The following is a 19,217-nucleotide window of genomic DNA, read 5'->3' on the forward strand; positions in this document are numbered from 1 at the left end:
GCCCGGGCGGACGCCAGGTGAGTGGGGGGAGGTGGCTCCGCCATGCGGCCCTGGTGTGGGCAGCACGGTGCACTTCCGCCAACTGGTGTCGCTGGGTGGGCTATTGAGTACTGACAGTAGTTCTTGCGTCGTGATGCCAGCAAGCTGGTTGCCAGAAATATGTCTTCGAACTGGCTTGCTTGCACTAAGGTGCCGCCACAGGATGTGGCCGACTCAGTGGCAGGGGAGACGGATGACAGACAGAGACCGGGATCCTGATCGCGGCAAGACTGTGTCGACGGTGCTGGCACGCAGACTGGGAGGTGAGCTGCTGCGTATGCGCGAGGCGAGCGGGATGCGCCAACCCCATGCGGCCGAGGTGCTTTCGGCGTCCGTGTCCAAAGTCGCCAAGATGGAACGCGGTGGGGTGCCGATGCGCGACCCGGACATCCGAGCCCTGTGCCACTTGTACGGCGAGACCGATGAAGCGGTGGTCGAGAGGCTGTTGAAGCTGGCCCGGACGGACCGGGAGAGGCGCAAAGCCAAGGGGTGGTGGAACCAGTACCCACAGCTCTCCGCGATGGTCGAGTACGTTGCGCTGGAGGACATCGCCACGAGCATCCGCAACTGGGAACTCGCCTTCATCCCTGGGCTGTTGCAGACGCCGGACTATGCACGTGCCGTCGCGGTCGGTGCCGGGTCGTGGGAGGACCCGAGTGAGATCGAGCCCTTCGTCGAAGCGAGGTTGACCCGGCAGGCGCGGCTGCAGTCGGAACGTCCTCTGGCGTTGTGGGCCGTGATCCACGAGGGAGCGCTGCGTCAACTCGTCGGTGGCCGTGATGTGATGAGGGAGCAACTGGGGCATCTGCTCGATGTGGCTGCCTTGGACACGGTCCAGTTGCAGGTGGTGCCCTTCCTGGCGGGGGCCAGCCCCGGCATGATCGGTGCGTTCAGTATTGTCTCCTTCGCCGAGGCGGGGGCGCTGGATGTCGTACACATGGACGTACCGTCTTCCACGCTCTGGTTGGAAAGCGAGGAGGACGCCGCCCGGCACGGCCGGATCTTCGATCGCATCGCGCGGGTCGGGCTGGCGGAACGCAAGGCCCTTGACCTGATCGACGCCATTCGCAAGGAGACGTAGGCCGGTGACCGAGTTCGAGTTCGTCAAGTCCACTTACAGTGGCGGAGATGCCGGACAGCAGTGCGTCGAAGTCGCCCGCAACATACCCGGCACGGTCGCCGTCCGGGACTCCAAGGATCCGGACGGCCGGATACTCCGGCTCGCGGCGGGGGCGTGGGGGGAGTTCGCCGCGTATGCAGGGAGGCGCTAGCGCGTCGTCAAGCCCGCCTGCCCATTGGCACATCCAGGTATCGTTCTCGCCCGCTGAACCGGCATGGCAAAACCACCGGCTGTATTCTGTCGCGTCGAGTCCGTCGTCTACCGGTCTCTGAACAATCGACGCCGCCCACGCCCTGGCCTGGCACGATACCGATCACCCCGGCGACTGGACGCCCGTTGAGTGCCGCTTCCGCGACCGGTGAGCGCGGTGCGTGACACGCCGGTCGCCCGGTGATTTCCGGCAGCTCACGCGGTGCTCGGGAATTCCTGGACACAGGCCGTCTCCGGCTTGGGCCACACCACCATCAGCTTGCTGCAATTCGCCGGACGGAGGCGCGGAGATACCGGGCAAAGAGGCCGAATATCGCCGCTCTGAGAGGACGAGCCGTGTTGCGGAGCAGGTCCGGTCCCTTCATAGTTGCGCTTCGAAGACGCCGACTCGGGGGTGGGATGGGCGATGGCCGGGCACGGGACGGACGAGCATCCACACGGTGCTGACCGACTGTGCGAGGCCGGGGATCGCGTGTATTCCCGGGCCGTACGGCGGGGCCGCGTGCGGCGTCAGGACGCCGAGTCGGTGCAGTGCCTGCTCGAACTCGCCCTGCTGCACCCGGACCCCGACGACATGGACTGGCTGGTCCCCACCTCCCCGCAGGAGGTCATGACCCGGCTTTTGCGCGGGGTGTACGACGAGGTCAGCGCGAGCCAGCGACGGGTCGGGTCGGCGGTCGCGGCCGTCGAGCGGTTCGCCGGACTCGGCCCGCGGCAGTCGTCGCCGTCCGCAGAGGGAACGTCGATCCGGGTCCTCGACGGACTGTCCCGGATCCAGGCCGCGATGGACGAGGCGACGGACGCGTGCACGACCGAGGTGCTGACCGTGCAGCCGGGCGGCATCCGCCCCGAGCACGAGCTGACCGAGGGCCTCCACCGCGCTCTGTCCCTGCGCGGCCGGGGCGTGCGTATGCGGGACCTGTACACGCATGTGGCCCGGCACGGCCAGGGCCTGCTCAACTACCTGGAGCTGATGGGCGACGCGGTGCAGGCGCGGACGCTCGACGAGGTCATCGACCGGCTCATCCTCTTCGATCGCGCGGTCGCCTTCATCCCGGCGAACGCGGACCGCACGCTCGCGCTGGAACTGCGTCATCCGGCGCTGGTCGAGTACCTGGTCACCGTCTTCGAGCGGTTGTGGCGCCTCGCGATCCCGGTGACGGCCCCGCTCCCGGACACCGGCATCGAGGGCATCTCACACCGCGAGCAGTCCATCGCCGCGTTGCTCGCCGAGGGTCATCAGGACGCGGTGATCGCGGAGCGGCTGGGGATAAGCGTCCGTACGTGCCGCGCCCACATCGCGCGCCTTTCGGAGACCCTGGGCGCGGCCAGCCGCACCCAACTCGGCGTCCGCATCGCCCAGGTCGGGCTCAACAGCCCGTCCCACTCCCTCACTCTTCCAGGTCAAGAATCCCGGACCGTCCGATGAGGTAGCCGAGTTGGGCGCGGCTCTCGCTGCCGAGGGTGGCGGCGAGTTTGGCGATGTGGACGCGGGCGGTGCGGATGTTCATGCCGAGGCGCTGGGCTATGACCGCGTCGGTGTGGCCTTCGACGAGGAGGGCGGCGATGGCGTGTTGGCGGGGGGTGATGCCGTTGAGGGTGGGTTGTTGCACGGCCTGGGGGTGCATGGGGGTGGCGAGGCGCCAGAGGCGGTCGAAGGTGGTGGCGAGGAAGTCGACGATCGCGGGATGGCGGATTTCGAGGGCGAGGGTGCGGTCCTTGTTGGCGGGGATGAAGGCCACCTCGCGGTCGACGACGATCAGTCGCTGGGTGACTTCGTCGAGGGTGCGGGCCTCCACGTCGCCCTGAAGGCGTTCGTAGCGGGCCAGGATGCTGGGCGCGTGGCGGAGGGTGTGCTGGTAGAGGGTGCGGATACAACCGCCGCGATCGAGCAGCGCCTGATCGCGTGCGAAGGCATCGGCGTGGAGCTGGGCCGGAGAGTGGGTGTGGTTGGTGTGGGGCTGGATGGCGAGGACCTCGCCCGAGGTGTCCGCCATGGCCTGCTGAATGGCTCTGCCGATGCGGTCGAGACCGGTGAGGGCACTGATCGTCGGAGTTTCGGCGACGGCGGTGTGCCGGCCGACGATCGTCATGAGCGGGTCGAACATCGCCGCCAGCCGCTCCTCGCGCCGGCGCTCGTCCGCGATGCGGTCCTCGACGGCCCGCAGCAAGCGGTGGAGGGCGAAGGCCGGGGCGACGGGCCGCATGCGTCGCAGATCCTCGACGTCCGGTTGCAGCAGACCCAGGTCGACCAGACATGGTGCCGCGTCCACCTGCTCGGCACGCACCCACCCTTCACGCAGCGCGCGGGTGTACAGGTTCAGGCCCGCGTCGCACAGCTCCTCCGGTCCGTGCGCGTGCGCCCCCGTCATGTGTGGCTGTCTCCTCCTGCTGCCGGTTGGTCCTGTTTCAGGATCCCTGACTGGGCTATGAGGTAGCCGAGTTGGGCGCGGCTGCCACTGCCGAGCGCGTTGGCGAGTTTGGCGATGTGGGCCCGGCAGGTGCGTACGTTCATGCCGAGGCGGCGGGCGATGGCCTCGTCGACGTGGCCCTCGACCAGGAGTTTGGCGATGGAGTGCTGGATGTCGGTGATGCCGTCGGAGGCTGCCTCGTACGGGGTGCCGACGCTCAGGGGGACGGACCGGTCCCACAGGTACTCGAAGAGTTTGATCAGATAGCGGATGAGGCCGGGGTGGCGCAGCTCCAGGGCAACCTGTTGATCGTCGCGGGCGGGGATGAAGGCCACCGCCTCGTCACAGATGATCAGGCGTTCTACCAGCTCGTCGATGGTGCGGTACTCCGCCTTGCCGTCGGAGAGCCGGGCTGCGTAGGCCAGTTGCTCGGGGTTGTACCGGGCCGTGTGCTGGTAGAGGGTGCGAATCCGCACCCCGCGCTCGATCAGCGGCTGGTCGCGCTCGAGCCCCCGCTCCAGGCTGCGCTCGGACATGCGGTCGCTCGGCTGGACCGTGAGCATTTCGGTCTGGCACTGGGCCGTGGCCATGTTCAGTGCGGCGTTTATCCGCTCACCACCCTCCAGCACCGTGATCGAGTCACTGGTCGCGGCCGATTGGGTACTCAGGGCCATGAAGGGCCGGAAGACCGCGGACAGTTCGACTGCCTGCCGGCGGCGTTCGGCAATCTCGTGTTCCAGCGGGTTGAGCTGCTGGGACAGAGCGATCACCGGCGGGACGGGGTGCAGCCAGTTCGGGTCGTCGGGATCGGGGTGGAGCAGAGCGAACTCCACCAGACAAGGGGCAGGCTCGACATCCGTTCGGGCGATGCGTCCGGTGCGCAGAGCGGCGGCATACAGACGGCCGCCCTCCTCGCACCACTCGGTCATCGAATGGGGATGTGTCGCCTTTGTCTGATTCGTCACTAATCTCCACCCCCCAGGGTCCTGAACATGCAGGAACATGATGCATCGATTGTGTGGCCATGACGTGCCTGAATGAGCCATCGTCTTACCTGACGGGGGAAAAGGGGACCTTCAAGTGAGGACGAAGCTGACTATGCGTAACAGAATGCTTCGCTCGCTGCTTGTCGCCGCCTTCTCCGCCGTTGTGGCCCTCGGTGCACTGAGTGGCCTCTCCAATGTGAAGGACGAGGTTCGGGCGAACAGCAGCTGGCCGAGTGTGGCCGTGAATGCCGAAGCCGGCAACACCAACCCTGCGACAGATGGAGCCGGGAGCTGACGTGACCACCCCACCCGACGACCGCTCCTTCCGCCGCGAGATGGCCACCGCCTACCGTTCCGGCTGGCACTTCATCGACCTGGTCACCGCCATCCCCCACAGCGGTGACTCGCTGATGGTGACCGTCTTCGGTGAACCGGTCGTCGTCACGCGGGACGAGGACGACGACGTTCGGGCGTACCGGTGTCTGCGGCGTCCTCGGGGGGCGCCGCAGCCGGTGAGGTGTGCCATCCGGTATGGAATGATCTTTGTGAACCTCGACCGGCGTGACCACCAGCTGGCCGAACCCGAGGCCCCGGCCGCCCCACAGGCCGTCCCAGCCACCCCCCGCAGTGCCTGACGCGATTCCCCCGTCGCAACAGATCGCTCAGGTGCTTCCCCCCGCAGCGGCGTCACCGTGACCTGAACACGGTGACGCCGCTGCAGTTTGGCGGGATATTTCGGCATATCGACCCATCCGGTGTGTGGCTGGAAATCATCAGCCCCGCCCCATCGCCCGCGTCACCTCGATCTCGATCACCACGCGTGACGGATTGGGCCGCGGCACCCGCTCATAGCGCTCGGCGTAGCGCCGCTCGGCCTCCGCGACCGACGCCGGGTCGGCTCGTACGTACGCCCGCCCCTCCAGCGTCGCCCACCGCGCCCCGGCCACCTGGCACACCGCAACGCGCGCCCCCTCCGCCCCGGCCGCCAGCACATGCCTCACCTTCGCGCTCGCCTTGTCCGCGATCACGCGAGCCAGTCGCGCTCCGGGGTCGTATGTGACGCCGACGGGGACGACGTGCGGGGTGCCGTCCGGGCGGAGGGTCGTCAGGGTGCACAGGTGACGTTCCCGCCAGAAGGTGAGGTACGACGGGTCGGGATCGCCCGGGTCCACGGAGTATGTCGTCGTCATGAGGCGGAACTTAGCCGCCGCCCCTCCCGGACACCTACTTGAGTGGAATAGACTCAACTTTGTGTACGTTGCTCACATCAGCGCGTGTGGACGACTGACGCCTAGGAGGAGAACGGATACGTGGACGCCGAGCTGACCAACCGGAGCCGGGACGCGATCAACGCGGCCAGTAATCGGGCCGTGCAGGACGGGCACCCCGATCTCACCCCGGCACACCTGCTGCTCGCGCTGCTCGCGGGGCAAGGACCGCGTCAGGACATCGCGAACATCACCGACCTGCTCGCCGCCGTCGACGCCGACCAGGCCGCCGTACGGGCCGGCGCGGAGAAGATCCTCGCCGGGCTGCCCAGCGTGACCGGGTCCACCGTCGCGCCGCCGCAGCCCAACCGTGAGCTGCTGGCGGTGATCGCGGAGGCGCAGGCCAAGGCCGAGGAGCTGGGGGACGAGTACCTCTCCACCGAGCATCTCCTCATCGGTATCGCCGCGAAGGGGGGTCAGGCCGGCGACGTACTCTCCCAGCAGGGCGCCAGCGCGAAGAAGCTGCTGGAGGCGTTCCAGAAGAGCAGGGGAGGGCGACGGGTGACGACACCCGACCCCGAGGGCCAGTACAAGGCGCTTGAGAAGTTCGGCACGGACTTCACCGCCGCGGCGCGGGAGGGCAAGCTCGACCCGGTCATCGGGCGGGACCAGGAGATCCGGCGGGTCGTGCAGGTGCTCAGCCGCCGTACGAAGAACAACCCCGTCCTCATCGGTGAGCCCGGCGTCGGCAAGACCGCCGTCGTCGAGGGGCTCGCCCAGCGGATCGTCAAGGGGGACGTGCCCGAGTCCCTCAAGGACAAGCGGCTGGTCGCACTCGACCTCGGGGCCATGGTCGCCGGCGCCAAGTACCGCGGTGAGTTCGAGGAGCGGCTGAAGACCGTCCTCGCCGAGATCAAGGACTCGGACGGGCAGATCATCACCTTCATCGACGAGCTGCACACCGTCGTGGGAGCCGGTGCCGGCGGTGACTCCGCCATGGACGCCGGGAACATGCTCAAGCCCATGCTCGCCCGCGGTGAGCTGCGCATGGTCGGTGCCACCACCCTCGACGAGTACCGGGAGCGGATCGAGAAGGACCCGGCGCTGGAGCGGCGCTTCCAGCAGGTGCTGGTCGCCGAGCCGAGCGTCGAGGACACCATCGCGATCCTGCGCGGGCTGAAGGGGCGGTACGAGGCCCACCACAAGGTGCAGATCGCCGACAGCGCGCTGGTCGCGGCGGCCACCCTCTCCGACCGGTACATCACCTCCCGCTTCCTGCCCGACAAGGCCATCGACCTCGTCGACGAGGCCGCCTCACGGCTGCGTATGGAGATCGACTCCTCGCCCGTCGAGATCGACGAACTCCAGCGTGTCGTCGACCGGATGAAGATGGAGGAGCTGGCGATCGGCAAGGAGACCGACCCGGCCTCCCGCGACCGCCTGGAGAAGCTGCGCCGCGACCTCGCCGACAAGGAGGAGGAGCTGCGCGGCCTGACCGCCCGCTGGGAGAAGGAGAAGCAGTCCCTCAACCGGGTCGGTGAGCTGAAGGAGAAGCTCGACGAACTGCGCGGGCAGGCGGAGCGGGCCCAGCGCGAGGGCGACTTCGACTCCGCGTCCAAGCTGCTGTACGGCGAAATCCCCGCCGTGGAACGGGACTTGGAGGCGGCCTCCGAAGCCGAGGAGGCGTTGACATCTTCCGCCTCCGGCGGGGGCGCCAAGGACACCATGGTGAAGGAGGAGGTCGGCCCGGACGACATCGCCGATGTCGTCGGCTCCTGGACCGGCATCCCCGCGGGCCGCCTTCTGGAGGGCGAGACGCAGAAACTCCTGCGGATGGAGGAGGAGTTGGGCCGCCGCCTGATCGGGCAGGCCGAGGCGGTGCAGGCGGTGTCGGACGCCGTACGGCGCACCCGCGCCGGAATCGCCGACCCCGACCGCCCCACCGGGTCCTTCCTCTTCCTCGGTCCCACCGGGGTCGGCAAGACCGAACTCGCCAAGGCGCTCGCCGACTTCCTCTTCGACGACGAGCGGGCCATGGTCCGGATCGACATGTCGGAGTACGGCGAGAAGCACAGCGTGGCCCGGCTGGTCGGGGCGCCGCCCGGCTACGTCGGCTACGAGGAGGGCGGTCAGCTCACCGAAGCGGTGCGACGGCGGCCGTACAGCGTCGTACTGCTCGACGAAGTCGAGAAGGCGCACCCCGAGGTGTTCGACGTCCTGCTCCAGGTGCTGGACGACGGCCGTCTGACGGACGGTCAGGGGCGGACGGTCGACTTCCGCAACACCATCCTGATCCTCACCTCGAACCTCGGCAGCCAGTTCTTGAGTGGACACAGCCTGGTGGAGCCGCTGACGAGCGAGGAGGAGAAGAAGCGGCAGGTGCTGGAGGTGGTCCGGGCGTCCTTCAAGCCGGAGTTCCTCAACCGGCTGGACGACCTGGTCGTCTTCTCCGCGCTGAACAAGGAGGAGCTGGAGCGCATCGCCGGCCTTCAGATCAACCGGCTCGCGAGGCGGCTCGCCGAGCGGCGGCTCATCCTGGAGGTGACGCCCGAGGCGCTGGCCTGGCTGGCCGACGAGGGCAACGACCCGGCGTACGGTGCACGCCCGCTGCGCCGACTGGTCCAGACCGCGATCGGCGACCGGCTCGCCAAGGAGATCCTCGCGGGCGAGGTCAAGGACGGCGACACGGTCCGGGTGGACTCCTTCGGAGAGGGGTTGATCGTGGGCCCGGCCACCGGGAAAACCCTGTGACCGGCATGTGAAAAGGGCGGCGGACACGCTCTGAGCTGAATTCCGCCAACCGGAGGTGAACCGTCCGGGGCAGGGGTTGCCACCCCCCGCCCCGCATGGGAGAGGATGGCGGAATCCGTACGAAGGGAAATTCACGGTGACCATCGACCCGTCCTCGATTCCGAACTTCGGGGGCCAGCCCGAGCCGAAGCCCCAAGGACCGGCGGGCCCCGTCGTCCCGGATCAGGACCTCGTTAAGCAGCTCCTCGACCAGATGGAGCTGAAGCACCTCGTGGACGAGGAGGGTGACCTCGTCGCGCCGTGGGAGCAGTTCCGTACGTACTTCATGTTCCGCGGCGAGGGTGACCAGCAGGTCTTCTCGGTGCGGACGTTCTACGACCGGCCCCACGGGATCGACGAGAAGCCGCAGCTGCTGGAGTCCATCGACGACTGGAACCGGCGCACGCTGTGGCCCAAGGTCTACAGCCACACGCACGACGACGGCACCGTCCGCCTGATCGGCGAGGCCCAGATGCTGATCGGCACGGGCGTGAGCCTGGAGCACTTCGTCTCGTCCACGGTCAGCTGGGTGCGGGCCGCGATCGAGTTCGACAAGTGGCTCGTGGAGCAGCTCGGCCTTGAGCAGGAGATCAACGACGCGGAGAAGCCCAAGGACGACGAGTAGGTCCTGGTCCTCAGCGGAGCCCGGCCAGGGCACGGGCCAGTGCGGCCACGTGCCGGGCCGGGCTCTTGTCGTCCACAGCCTGTGGAAACCACGCTGATCCCGCTGATCCCGCTGATCCCGCTGATCCCGCTGATCCCGCTGATCCCGCTGATCCCGCTGATCCCGCTGATCCCGCTGATCCACGGTCCCGCCCGGCGTGCCCCTCAGCCCGCCAGCGCCTTCAGCCGCTTCACCGCCTCCTCCAGCACGGCCGTCTGCTTGCAGAACGCGAACCGCACGAAGGGGGCGCCCGCGTCCCTGTGGTCGTAGAAGACCGCATTGGGGATGGCGACGACACCCGCCCGCTCCGGCAGGGCCCGGCAGAAGGCGAATCCGTCCGTCTCGCCCAGCGGGCGGATGTCGGTCGTGATGAAGTACGTGCCGCCCGGCTTGAACACCTTGAAGCCCGCCTCCGTCAGACCGGCCGCCAGCAGATCCCGCTTGGCCAGCATGTCCTCGCGGAAGGCGGCGAAGTAGCTGTCGGGCAGTGACAGGGCCTCGGCGACCGCGTACTGGAACGGACCTCCTAATGACGTACGTCAGGAACTGCTTCGCCGACCGCACCGCCGTGACCAGCTCCGGCGTCGAGGTCACCGGGCCGACACCTCGCTGGCCTACCTATTCCTACGTCGTGCGACAGGCCCCGCTGTGGATCTCCGGCATCGGCGGTGAGCGGGCCGCACAACCTGTCCGGACCGGTCTGCCGGCCGTACCGACGGGCTCGGTGACGCGGCACTGTCCGTCGTATCCTGACCACACACGGGAAGGAGCCGTCCATGAGCGTCGACGCGATCGTGCACACCGAGTTCCCCAAGGGGTACACGGTCCTGTTCGGGGCCGACGGAAAGGTGATCATGACCCCGCAGAGCGAAGAGCACTCCAGCACCATCAGGTCGATGCAGATCGACTCCGCTCTTGCCCTCGGCCGTCACGCGAAGGTCACCTCCGACGTCTACATCGACTTCCCCGCCGATGAGAACTCCGCGCCCGATCTGGCGATCCTGCGCGAGGACGCCCGCCGGGAGGGCAAGCGCTACGGCTTCGAGGACGTCCTGCTGATCTCCGAGGTCGTCTCGACCTCCTCCGCACGCAAGGACTACGACGACTGCACCGCGAAGTATGGCCGCTACGGAATCCCGATCTACCTGGTCGTGGACCCGTACGCCCAGGAGGTCGTCCTCCACACCCAGCCGACCGCCACCGGTTACATCGCCGCACACACCCACCGGTACGGCACGGGCAAGCTCCCCATCCCCCTGGCCGACGGCCGCACCTTCACCCTCGACCTCGACGAACTCCCGCGCCCGGAGCCCGAGGCAGACGCCCGCTGACGAGGCACTCCCCGCTGGCCAGGCCCGTGCCGTCGGCACCGCCGTCGCCGGACGTGGGCACATCCTGGACGACGTGCTGAACACGCTCTACAGCCTGCCGTACCCGATGCCCTGGCCGCGGCTGCGTGACACCGTACACCTGGCCTATCGGACCTCCTTCCAGCTCGACGCCGGGTTGGACCTTCAACACCGGATGTGGTTCGAGCACGCCGACCGGGACCTGCGCGCGGTGCTCGACCTGCTGGACGACCTGGGCGTGATCGAGCGTGACCGTGGGATGGCCGATCCGGTGTTCCTCGACATCGACCTCTCCGATGCCGGTCCCGAGCTGCTCGCGCACATGCCGCCGGAGCTCGCGGAGCTGCTGGGCGTCGCGGGGGCGGCAACGGACCCGGCGGCGCGGGAGCGTGCCGATGCCCGGCGAGAGGAGCTGACCGCCGGGCCGGCGTCGTACGCCCTCGGTGGCGCGTTACCGTCGGGGTCGTGGCTGAGGGATGGGGCGAGGACGGACTGCGAGCCCTGCGTGGCGCGCTCTACGCGCAGAACGGACTGGCGTTGATTGCGGCGTTGCGTCGTGGACCCGTGCGTGAGGTGCTGCAGCTGGCCGGCGACGGTGTGGCCGGGGCCGCGGCGCAGGGCCTGCCGGGGGCTGCGGAGACGGCGGCCTTGTTTCTCGGCGCCCTCCAGGAGCGAGGCTTCCGGGGTGATGAGGAGCTGGCGGACCGGTTGCGCGCGGCCACGGGAGACGCGGCGATCCCCCTCCTGCGCCCGCTCGCTGCCGATCTGGAGATGCTCGCCATGCTGCTGGAGGGCGACCCGGCCGAGTCCGGTGGCCGGATCGATCTGTCCACAGGTGGGTGCTGGCCTGCGTTCACCGATGAGCTGGGGCCTGGGCCCGGGGCCGAGGAGGACGACGATCCCGAGGGATGGCTGTACGTGCCGGCTCTGGGGTCCCGGGCCGGTTACCGGGACATGGAGCTGTTCATCGAAGAGGTCGAGGACGCCGCCCTTGCCGACAGGCTGCGGATCGCCATCGGTGGGCGGGGCGCCTTCCGGCGCTTCAAGGCCGTCCTCGCCGGTGACGGGCGCTCCTGGAGCCGGTACCACCGGTTCCGCGATGAGCGACAGCGCGGCCGGGCCCGCGCCTGGCTGGCCGAGGAGGGCTACTTCCCGCACATCACCTTCTTCGTGGAGCCCGGCTCGGGTTCGTATTCTTCGGGGCCCGCATGACTCTTTGCTGCCCCTGTCCTGCATGGTCCGGGGGCGCTGTCACCGGGCCCAGCGGCGCCGGTTGATCGCTGATGGAAGCGTGTCCGCCGACAGGCGGGCTGCGTGAGATGACTGCCGATCACCGGTGTCCGGGTCGACCAGGCGGCAATCGAGTGCGGGTGCGCGGCGGCTCGGAGCAACCAGGCCGTGTGGCCGGCACATCTGGGTACGTCTGTGGCTGTCAGGCGGCCAGCGTCTTGAGTCGGGAGGCCGCCTCCTCCAGCACGCCCGTCCGCTTGCAGAACGCGAAGCGGACAAAGGGTGCGCCCTGCTCGCGGTGGTCATAAAAGACCGCGTTGGGGATCGCGACCACCCCGCAGCGCTCCGGCAGCGCACGGCAGAAGGTGAAACCGTCGCTCTCACCAAGGGGCCGGATATCGGTGGTGATGAAGTACGTGCCGGCCGGGCGGAAGACCTTGAAGCCCGCCTGCTCCAGGCCGCCCGCGAGCAGGTCCCGTTTGGCCAGCATGTCCGCGCGGAAGTCCGCGAAGTAGGAGTCGGGCAGGCGCAGGGCCTCGGCCACGGCGTATTGGAAGGGCCCGGAGGCGACATACGTCAGGAACTGCTTGGCCGAGCGGACGGCGGCGACGAGATCGGGGGCGCCGGTAACCCAGCCGACCTTCCAGCCCGTGAAGGAGAACGACTTCCCGGCCGAGCCGATGGTGACCGTCCGTTCGCGCATCCCCGGGAACGTGGCCAGGGGCAGGTGCTCGGCGTCGTCGAAGACCAGGTGCTCGTACACCTCGTCCGTGACCACCAGCAGATCCCGCTCGACCGCCAGCTCGGCGATCGCGGTCAGCTCCTCGCGGGTGAGGACGGTGCCGGTCGGGTTGTGCGGGCTGTTGATCAGCAGGAGGCGGGTGCGGTCGGTCACCGCGTCGCGCAGCTCGTCGAGGTTGAGGCGGAAGCCATCGTCGTCCGGGCGCAGTGTCACCGGCACGCGCGTGCCGCCCGCCATGGCGATACAGGCCGCGTAGGAGTCGTAGTACGGCTCGAAGGCGATCACTTCGTCGCCGGGTTCGAGCAGGGCCAGGAGGGAGGCGGCGATCGCCTCGGTCGCGCCCGCCGTCACCAGGACTTCACGGTCCGGGTCGTACGACAGCCCGTACCGCCGCCGCTGATGTGCCGCGACGGCGCCACGCAGCTCGGGGATGCCGGGACCCGGCGGGTACTGGTTGCCGTGGCCGTCGCGCAGGGCGCGCACCGCGGCCTCCCTGACTTCGTCGGGCCCGTCGGTGTCGGGGAAGCCCTGACCGAGGTTGATCGACCCGGTCTGCAGGGCGAGCGCGGACATCTCGGCGAAGATCGTCGTCCCGAACTCGGCGAGTCGGCGGTTGAGGAGCGGGCGTGCGCTGGAGGTCATGCCGGTCATCCTGCGCCCAAGCTCTGGACTTCCTCAACTCTGCTTTGACGGCCGGGCGGGCCGGGCATCCCCAGGTCACGCAAGACAGCGAGGCGCCCACGGGGGGTCGCTTCGGGGGAAACGGAAGGAGGGTGACGCCATGGTCATCGGCATCATCCTGGCTGTTCTGGTTGTTCTGGTCGTCTTCTTCGTCGGCGCGATCGTCAGGCGGAACAGTTCCACGAGGCGGCGGGTGCGGTCCCACAGCCGCGGCAGCAGTGCCGGATCCGGCGGCAGCTGGTGGTCCGGCGGGGGAGACACCGGCACGTCCTGCGGGAGCGGCTCCTCCTGTGGGGGTGGCTCGTCCTGCGGCGGCGGATGCGGTGGAGGCAGCTGACACGGGGCAGCTGAGCTCCGGAAGGGGGATCCGCATCCGGACCACGGGGCCCGCGCTTTCCGCGCGGGCCCCGTTCTCGGCTGGACCGGTGCCCTCACCGGCCCGGAGGAAACGAACCGCGCGTCCAGCGGAGCGCAACGCTCCGGCGCACGCCACACGCGCTGGGGCGTACGCCGTAGTTGAACAGTTGAGCTGTAGAGCCCACTGAGGGATGGAAACCCTACGAAGTTGGGTAAAAACGCTGTGGATACGCCTCATTTCATGATTCCCTCTAAATCACCAAAGCGGCCCCTCGGACGTCCCGCGGACACCTGTTCCCGACCGGGCTGACCGGGCTGATCCCCCGGCGTGGACCGGAACTGCCGGACCCGCCCCTCCCTTTTTCTTTGCGTGCTAGCGGAGCCGACCCATGCTCACGACCCTGAACACCTCGTACACCGACACGCGCGCGGCCGACCTCGCCTGGGCCCTGGGGCGTGAGCCGCTGCCCGCACTGGCCACCCTCGACCTCGAACTGGCCGGGACAAAGCTCCAGTTGAGACTGCTCGGCGCATCCCACCAGGTGCTCCTGGAGGAGGGGCAGGGCGTCTGCTCGGAGACGGTGGCGTGCATTCCGGGCAGCAGCACACCGCTGCCGCTCGGCGTCGCCAAGCGGGTGGGCGACTGGGAGTACGAGTTCGCGGCACGCGTCGAGATGCTCTCCCCGGGCTCCTTCGCGGGCCGCGCCCAGGAGTTGCTGGCCCTCGTCTCCGACCACCCGCACGGCCTCGCCGGAGTCTTCCCCGGCAGCCCGCACGCCTTCACCGCGCTGCTGGCCCAGCGGCACGAGGGGCAGGTGCACTGGCGGACCTGGCACGCGTACCCGCAGGACGGGCAGTTGGTGGCGACGCGGACCCGGGTCGGGGTGCGGGTGCCGACCGCCCGGCCGAGTCCGGTGCCGGTGTCCTCCCGCCCGGGTGCGGGGGAGTTCGCGGCCCAAACCGGTAACCGCCGACCGTAAACAGAGTCCACACGTGTGGGTGACGAAGCGTGCCCGCGGTGTGACGTAACGTCGCAACGTGATCGAACCGCACGCGCCCGCCCCACCCGGCACACCGCCGCCCTGGGGCGGCCCCGGGCGGCTGCCCGTCCGGCCCGGCGTCGGCCGGTTCCTGGTCCTCGCGGGCGTGTTCGTCTGCGCCGCCTGCGGACTCGTGTACGAACTCGAACTCGTCGCCCTCGCCTCGTACTTGATCGGCGACTCGGTCACCCAGGCGTCCGTCGTGCTGTCCGTGATGGTCTTCGCGATGGGCATCGGCTCACTCGCCGCGAAACGGTTGTGCAGCCTCGCCGCGGCCGGCTTCGGCGCGATCGAGGCGACGCTCGCGCTGGTCGGCGGCTGCAGCGCGATGGCCCTGTACGCCGTCTTCGCCTGGAACGGCGACTGGTGTGGCCTGTGGGGACACGGCCCCCGGGTCCTGCTCGTCACCTTCTCCCTCGCCATCGGCCTGCTGATCGGCGCCGAAGTCCCGCTGCTGATGGAGCTGATCCAGCGCATCCGGCGCCAGGACGCGGGCGGCGCCGTCGCCGACCTGTTCGCGGCGGACTACGTCGGCGCGCTCGTCGGCGGCCTCGCCTTCCCCTTCGTACTCCTGCCGCAACTGGGCCAGTTGACCGGCGCGCTGATCACGGGCGCGGTCAACGCGGTGGTCGGCGGCGCGCTGGTGCTGGGCCTGTTCCGCAGCGATCTCACCGCGCGTGGCAGGTGGTTGCTGGTGCTGGCCAACCTCACCGTCCTCGGCATCCTCGCGACCGCCGCCGTCCACGTCGACGACTTCGAACGGGCGGCCCGGCAGGCCGTGTACGGCAGGGACGTACGGGTGGCCGTACAGACCGACGTCCAGGAGATCGTCCTCACCGGCGGCACCGACGGCCGCCCCCTCAACCTCTACCTCGACGGCCGGCTCCGCGTCGGCGGCCACGACGAGCGCCGCTACCACGAGGCGCTGGTCCACCCCGCGATGAACGGCCCGCACGCGCGCGTGGTGATCCTCGGCGGCGGCGACGGGCTGGCCGCACGCGAAGTCCTGCGCCACCCCGGCGTCCACCGTGTCGACATCGTCGAACGCGACCCGGAAGTGGCCCGCCTGGCCCGCCGGGACCCCGCCCTCTCCGCACTCAACGGCCATGCCTACGACGACCCCCGCGTCCATGTGAGCACGGCGGACGCCTTCGCCTGGCTGCGGTCGGCGCCCAGGTCGGCGTACGACGTGGTCATCTCCGACCTGCCGGACCCCGGGATCACAGCGAGCACCAAGCTGTACTCGCAGGAGTTCTACGGCCTGGCGCGGCGCGTGCTGGATCCGGCAGGCCGTCTGGCGGTGCACGCCGGGCCCGTGTCCTCGCGCCCGGAGGCGTTCTGGACGGTCGACACGACCGTGTGCTCCGCGTCCCTGCACACCTCCCCCTACCGCCTCGCCGGCCGCGAAGCGGGCCACCCCGCCGGCCCCGACCGCTCGACCGGCCGCACGAGAGACGTCCCCCACGACTGGGGCTTCGTCCTGGCGGCGCGCGAGGGAAGACCACCACTGAGACTGGCGCCGCTGCCGGCTCTCCGGACGTTGACTCAACGGGATTTGACGAGGGGGGCGGAGGTGCTTGAGGGGATGCGGGTGAGGGACTTGGAGGCTTCGACGCTGGTGCATCCGCGGTATTGAGGGGGTGGGGCGGTGGTGGGGTGGCTTGGGGGGACGCGGGTGAGGGGGTGGGGTGGCTTGGGGGGACGCGGGTGAGGGGGTGGGGTGGCTTGGGGGGATGCGGGTGAGGGGGTGGGGTGGCTTGGGGGGAGCGGCGGGGGCGGTATTGAGGGGTTGGAGTGGCTTGGGGGGAGCGGGCGGTATTGAGTAAGCGGGGGCGGCCATGCGGGGTCGGGGCGGCGATGCGGGAGTGGGGCGGCCATGCGGGGTCGGGGCGGCGATGCGGGAGTGGGGCGGCGCTCAGGGGGTCGGGGCGGCGGCCTTACGTCCGCCGGTCGACGTCCGCACAAAGGCGCGGCGACTTGCGGCCAACGAGGGCGTACGACCGGCCGCCGCGGGTAGGCTCGGCCAACATGGAGCATGAGGTGTTCGTTCCGGTTCCGGCCGAGCGGCTGAGGGAGGCGTTGGCCGACCCCGCACGGATCGCCCGGGCGGTTCCCGGACTCCAGCAGGACGCCGGTGCCGAGCCCGTCACCGGCAGGCTGAAGGTACGCGTCGGCGGCCACACCATCACCTACCGCGGCTCCGCCCGGCTCTCCGGGCAGGACGACGGCTCGTACGGCATCGAGTGCGACGCGACCGAGGCCCGCGGCAGCGGCTCCGTCAAGCTCGCCCTCACGCTTCGCCTCCGCGACACGGACGACGGCACGACGCTCACCTTCGACGGGACGGCCACGGCGGACGGGCGGGTCGCGGAGCTGGCGGAGGACGCCGTTGCCTCGGCGGTGACGCGGCTGCTGAACCGTTTCGCGGAGAATCTGGGGGCTGTGGCGGAGGAGGCGACGGGGGAGGCAGCGCCGGCGGAAGCGGGGGAGGCGGCGGCGGGAGGCGGGACGGAGGAGCCCGAGGATGCCGTCGCCGAGATGCCGGAGGAGCCCTCCGTATTCGATGCGGAGGTGCCCGCACCGACGCTCGATGCGCATGCCGACGCCGATGCCGATGCACCGGCCCCCGCCGAGGCTGCCCACGCACGGCGGACGATGATCGGCCGCAGCGCGGAGGAGGTCGACCATGCGCCGCCGCGGGGGCGCTACGCACCCGTTCCGGCGCCGCAGACGGTTGCCCCTCACTCGGCGCTTCGCTGGGCGGCTCCGGCTGCGGCGCTGGTGCTGGGGTCGGCGATCGTGGTCGGCAGGGTGCTGCGCAAGCGGCGCTGAGCCCGGGTTGTTCACGCCCCCGCCGCCCCTGCCCGTCCCGTCCCTGGGGGCTGCGCCCCCGGACCCCGCTTCGGCCTGAACGGCCTCGTCCTCAAACGCCGGACGGGCTGAAATACCCGGACCGGCGCCGAGAAGTGAGCCCTCTTGATCTCCCCAGTAGGGTCGTGCCGTGAGTAACGAAGACATCACACTGACCGCGGGTGACGCGGAGGTGATCGTCGCGCCGGGTAACGGTGGGCGAGTGGCCGGTCTGCGGATCGGCGGGGTCGAACTGCTCCGGCAGGGCAACCGCTTCGGATGCTTTCCGATGGTGCCCTGGTGCGGGCGGATCCGGGACGGACGGTTCCGGGACGGGGCCACGGTCCACCAGATGCCGCTCAACTCCCCGCCGCACGCCATCCACGGCACCGCCCGCGACGGCGCCTGGCGCACCGCCCGCAGGACGGCGAACGAGGCCGTCATCACGTACGACCTCGTCGACCCCTGGCCCTACCCCGGCCGGATCACCCAGGTCGTCGCCCTCGCCGAGGACGCCCTCACGCTCACCATGTCCGTGGAGACGTACGAGTCGTCCTTCCCTGCGCAGATCGGCTGGCATCCGTGGTTCAACCGGACGCTCGGCGAGAGCGCGGACGTTGTCATCGGCCTGGCACCCGCGTGGCAGGAAGAGCGCGGCGACGATCATCTGCCGACCGGCAATCGGATCGAGCCGAAGCCCGGCCCCTGGGACGACTGCTTCGGCATGCCGGACGGCGTCGACGTCACCCTCACCTGGCCGCAGCTGCTGGAGCTGACGGTCAGGAGCAGCGAGGAGTGGGTCGTCGTGTACGACGAGCAGGACGCCGCCGTGTGTGTCGAGCCGCAGACCGGGCCGCCGGACGGGCTGAACAGCCTGCCCCGGCTCGTCACGCCCCTGGAGCCGCTGGAGGCCGCGACCACCTGGACCTGGCGCAGTCTGCGAGCTGTCTAAGCTGACAGACATGACGACGGACGTACGCGGCGCGCTGCTGCAGCAGATCAAGGACAAGGCCGTGGTGCACGGCAAGGTGACCCTCTCCTCCGGTATCGAGGCCGACTACTACGTCGACCTGCGCCGGATCACCCTCGACGGCGAGGCCGCACCGCTGGTCGGGCAGGTGCTGCTGGACCTGACCGGCGATCTGGACTTCGACGCGGTCGGCGGGCTGACCATGGGCGCCGACCCGGTCGCCGCGGCCATGCTGCACGCCGCCGCCGCGCACGGCCGGAAGCTGGACGCCTTCGTCGTACGCAAGGCCGCCAAGGCGCACGGCCTGCAGCGGCGGGTCGAGGGCCCGGACATCGCCGGCCGCCGTGTGCTCGTCGTCGAGGACACCTCCACCACCGGCGGCTCCCCGCTCACGGCCGTCGAGGCGGTGCGGGAGGCCGGTGCCGAGGTCGTCGCCGTCGCCACCATCGTCGACCGGGCGACCGGCGCCGCCGAGAAGATCCAGGAGGGCGCGGGGGTGCCGTACCGCTATGCGTACTCGAAGGACGAGCTGGGACTGGACTGACGGGGACCGACGCGGCGTCCCGATCA

General features: G+C 69.8%; 18 protein-coding genes and 1 pseudogene. 14 read left to right on the top strand and 5 right to left on the bottom strand.

Translation table 11 applies throughout. The annotated features are described in order from the left end of the window. Positions 1-232 precede the first annotated feature (232 nt). The 3 genes from GFH49_RS24155 to GFH49_RS24165 all read left to right on the top strand — a co-directional run bounded on the left by GFH49_RS24155 (position 233) and on the right by GFH49_RS24165 (position 2,798). Positions 233-1,120: a helix-turn-helix domain-containing protein gene (locus GFH49_RS24155; protein WP_155058214.1), complete on the top strand. Its 888-nt coding sequence runs from the start codon at positions 233-235 to the stop codon at positions 1,118-1,120. Positions 1,121-1,124: 4 nt separating this feature from the next. Next, entirely contained in the window at positions 1,125-1,310 is a 186-nt protein-coding gene (locus GFH49_RS24160; protein ID WP_155058182.1) for a DUF397 domain-containing protein, read from the top strand. A gap of 465 nt (positions 1,311-1,775) precedes the next feature. After that, positions 1,776-2,798 carry a helix-turn-helix transcriptional regulator gene (locus GFH49_RS24165; protein ID WP_155058215.1) on the top strand — a complete coding sequence of 341 codons (1,023 nt, stop codon included), beginning with the start codon at positions 1,776-1,778 and terminating at the stop codon, positions 2,796-2,798. Here GFH49_RS24165 and GFH49_RS24170 read toward each other — a convergent pair. Both GFH49_RS24170 and GFH49_RS24175 read right to left on the bottom strand, forming a co-directional pair. Next, positions 2,761-3,741 carry a helix-turn-helix domain-containing protein gene (locus GFH49_RS24170; RefSeq protein WP_155058183.1) on the bottom strand — a complete coding sequence of 327 codons (981 nt, stop codon included), beginning with the start codon at positions 3,739-3,741 and terminating at the stop codon, positions 2,761-2,763. The genes GFH49_RS24165 and GFH49_RS24170 overlap by 38 nt on opposite strands. Continuing rightward, positions 3,738-4,709 carry a helix-turn-helix domain-containing protein gene (locus GFH49_RS24175; protein WP_155058184.1) on the bottom strand — a complete coding sequence of 324 codons (972 nt, stop codon included), beginning with the start codon at positions 4,707-4,709 and terminating at the stop codon, positions 3,738-3,740. Before GFH49_RS24175 ends, GFH49_RS24170 begins: the two co-directional genes overlap by 4 nt. A gap of 353 nt (positions 4,710-5,062) precedes the next feature. Between GFH49_RS24175 and GFH49_RS24185 the strand changes: the two genes are divergently transcribed. After that, complete coding sequence (locus tag GFH49_RS24185; protein WP_155058186.1) at positions 5,063-5,401, top strand: Rieske (2Fe-2S) protein; 339 nt, start codon at positions 5,063-5,065, stop codon at positions 5,399-5,401. 138 nt (positions 5,402-5,539) lie between these two features. Here the strand turns inward: GFH49_RS24185 and GFH49_RS24190 are convergent, their stop codons facing one another. Further along, complete coding sequence (locus GFH49_RS24190) at positions 5,540-5,956, bottom strand: pyridoxamine 5'-phosphate oxidase family protein (protein WP_155058187.1); 417 nt, start codon at positions 5,954-5,956, stop codon at positions 5,540-5,542. A gap of 120 nt (positions 5,957-6,076) precedes the next feature. Between GFH49_RS24190 and clpB the strand changes: the two genes are divergently transcribed. Together clpB and GFH49_RS24200 are read left to right on the top strand one after the other, a co-directional pair. Continuing rightward, positions 6,077-8,725: an ATP-dependent chaperone ClpB gene (gene clpB / locus GFH49_RS24195; RefSeq protein WP_155058188.1), complete on the top strand. Its 2,649-nt coding sequence runs from the start codon at positions 6,077-6,079 to the stop codon at positions 8,723-8,725. A gap of 136 nt (positions 8,726-8,861) precedes the next feature. After that, on the top strand, positions 8,862-9,389 hold the full coding sequence (locus GFH49_RS24200) for a YbjN domain-containing protein (protein WP_155058189.1): 528 nt from the start codon (positions 8,862-8,864) through the stop codon (positions 9,387-9,389). Positions 9,390-9,592: 203 nt separating this feature from the next. On the opposite strand, the pseudogene GFH49_RS24205 reads toward GFH49_RS24200, so the two are convergent. Beyond that, positions 9,593-10,031, bottom strand: a pseudogene (locus GFH49_RS24205) (aminotransferase class I/II-fold pyridoxal phosphate-dependent enzyme); the annotation flags it as partial. A 173-nt stretch (positions 10,032-10,204) separates the two neighbouring features. Here GFH49_RS24205 and GFH49_RS24210 point away from each other — a divergent pair. The 3 genes from GFH49_RS24210 (at position 10,205) to GFH49_RS24220 (ending at position 11,989) form a co-directional block, all read left to right on the top strand. Continuing rightward, positions 10,205-10,759 (top strand): Uma2 family endonuclease, encoded by a 555-nt coding sequence (locus GFH49_RS24210; protein WP_155058190.1) that lies wholly within the window; start codon positions 10,205-10,207, stop codon positions 10,757-10,759. 73 nt (positions 10,760-10,832) lie between these two features. Beyond that, a complete protein-coding gene (locus GFH49_RS24215) occupies positions 10,833-11,318 on the top strand; it encodes a hypothetical protein (RefSeq protein WP_230396462.1) in 486 nt (161 codons plus the stop codon). Further along, the gene (locus GFH49_RS24220) at positions 11,243-11,989 is read left to right on the top strand and encodes a UPF0158 family protein (protein ID WP_230396463.1); all 747 of its coding nucleotides are present in this window, start codon (positions 11,243-11,245) and stop codon (positions 11,987-11,989) included. The genes GFH49_RS24215 and GFH49_RS24220 overlap by 76 nt, the downstream gene beginning before the upstream one ends. Before the next feature lie 220 nt (positions 11,990-12,209). On the opposite strand, the gene GFH49_RS24225 is transcribed toward GFH49_RS24220, so the two are convergent. Further along, positions 12,210-13,400: a pyridoxal phosphate-dependent aminotransferase gene (locus GFH49_RS24225; protein WP_155058191.1), complete on the bottom strand. Its 1,191-nt coding sequence runs from the start codon at positions 13,398-13,400 to the stop codon at positions 12,210-12,212. Positions 13,401-14,176: 776 nt separating this feature from the next. On the opposite strand from GFH49_RS24225, the gene GFH49_RS24230 reads away from it, so the two are divergent. The 5 genes from GFH49_RS24230 (at position 14,177) to pyrE (ending at position 19,191) form a co-directional block, all read left to right on the top strand. Beyond that, positions 14,177-14,767 carry a DUF2617 family protein gene (locus tag GFH49_RS24230; RefSeq protein ID WP_155058192.1) on the top strand — a complete coding sequence of 197 codons (591 nt, stop codon included), beginning with the start codon at positions 14,177-14,179 and terminating at the stop codon, positions 14,765-14,767. Between the two features lie 58 nt (positions 14,768-14,825). Continuing rightward, on the top strand, positions 14,826-16,463 hold the full coding sequence (locus tag GFH49_RS24235; protein WP_155058193.1) for a polyamine aminopropyltransferase: 1,638 nt from the start codon (positions 14,826-14,828) through the stop codon (positions 16,461-16,463). Positions 16,464-16,855: 392 nt separating this feature from the next. Beyond that, positions 16,856-17,659, top strand: a complete 804-nt coding sequence (locus tag GFH49_RS24240; RefSeq protein WP_155058194.1) for an SRPBCC family protein — start codon at positions 16,856-16,858, stop codon at positions 17,657-17,659. Between the two features lie 169 nt (positions 17,660-17,828). Continuing rightward, positions 17,829-18,629 (top strand): aldose epimerase family protein, encoded by an 801-nt coding sequence (locus GFH49_RS24245; RefSeq protein ID WP_155058195.1) that lies wholly within the window; start codon positions 17,829-17,831, stop codon positions 18,627-18,629. Positions 18,630-18,639: 10 nt separating this feature from the next. Continuing rightward, positions 18,640-19,191 (top strand): orotate phosphoribosyltransferase, encoded by a 552-nt coding sequence (pyrE, locus tag GFH49_RS24250; RefSeq protein ID WP_155058196.1) that lies wholly within the window; start codon positions 18,640-18,642, stop codon positions 19,189-19,191. The last annotated feature ends 26 nt before the right edge of the window (positions 19,192-19,217 follow it).

Origin of the sequence: Streptomyces blattellae (assembly GCF_009709555.1) — a bacterium.
Classification (GTDB): Bacteria; Actinomycetota; Actinomycetes; order Streptomycetales; family Streptomycetaceae; genus Streptomyces; species Streptomyces blattellae.

Excerpts from the sequence above, each read along its gene's own strand:
- GFH49_RS24155 (WP_155058214.1), top strand. The coding sequence starts at position 233 with ATGACAGACAGAGACCGGGATCCTGATCGCGGCAAGACTGTGTCGACG.
- GFH49_RS24165 (WP_155058215.1), top strand. The coding sequence starts at position 1,776 with ATGGCCGGGCACGGGACGGACGAGCATCCACACGGTGCTGACCGACTG.
- GFH49_RS24170 (WP_155058183.1), bottom strand. The coding sequence starts at position 3,741 with ATGACGGGGGCGCACGCGCACGGACCGGAGGAGCTGTGCGACGCGGGC.
- GFH49_RS24175 (WP_155058184.1), bottom strand. The coding sequence starts at position 4,709 with ATGACCGAGTGGTGCGAGGAGGGCGGCCGTCTGTATGCCGCCGCTCTG.
- GFH49_RS24190 (WP_155058187.1), bottom strand. The coding sequence starts at position 5,956 with ATGACGACGACATACTCCGTGGACCCGGGCGATCCCGACCCGTCGTAC.
- GFH49_RS24210 (WP_155058190.1), top strand. The coding sequence starts at position 10,205 with ATGAGCGTCGACGCGATCGTGCACACCGAGTTCCCCAAGGGGTACACG.
- GFH49_RS24225 (WP_155058191.1), bottom strand. The coding sequence starts at position 13,400 with ATGACCGGCATGACCTCCAGCGCACGCCCGCTCCTCAACCGCCGACTC.
- GFH49_RS24230 (WP_155058192.1), top strand. The coding sequence starts at position 14,177 with ATGCTCACGACCCTGAACACCTCGTACACCGACACGCGCGCGGCCGAC.
- GFH49_RS24240 (WP_155058194.1), top strand. The coding sequence starts at position 16,856 with ATGGAGCATGAGGTGTTCGTTCCGGTTCCGGCCGAGCGGCTGAGGGAG.
- pyrE (WP_155058196.1), top strand. The coding sequence starts at position 18,640 with ATGACGACGGACGTACGCGGCGCGCTGCTGCAGCAGATCAAGGACAAG.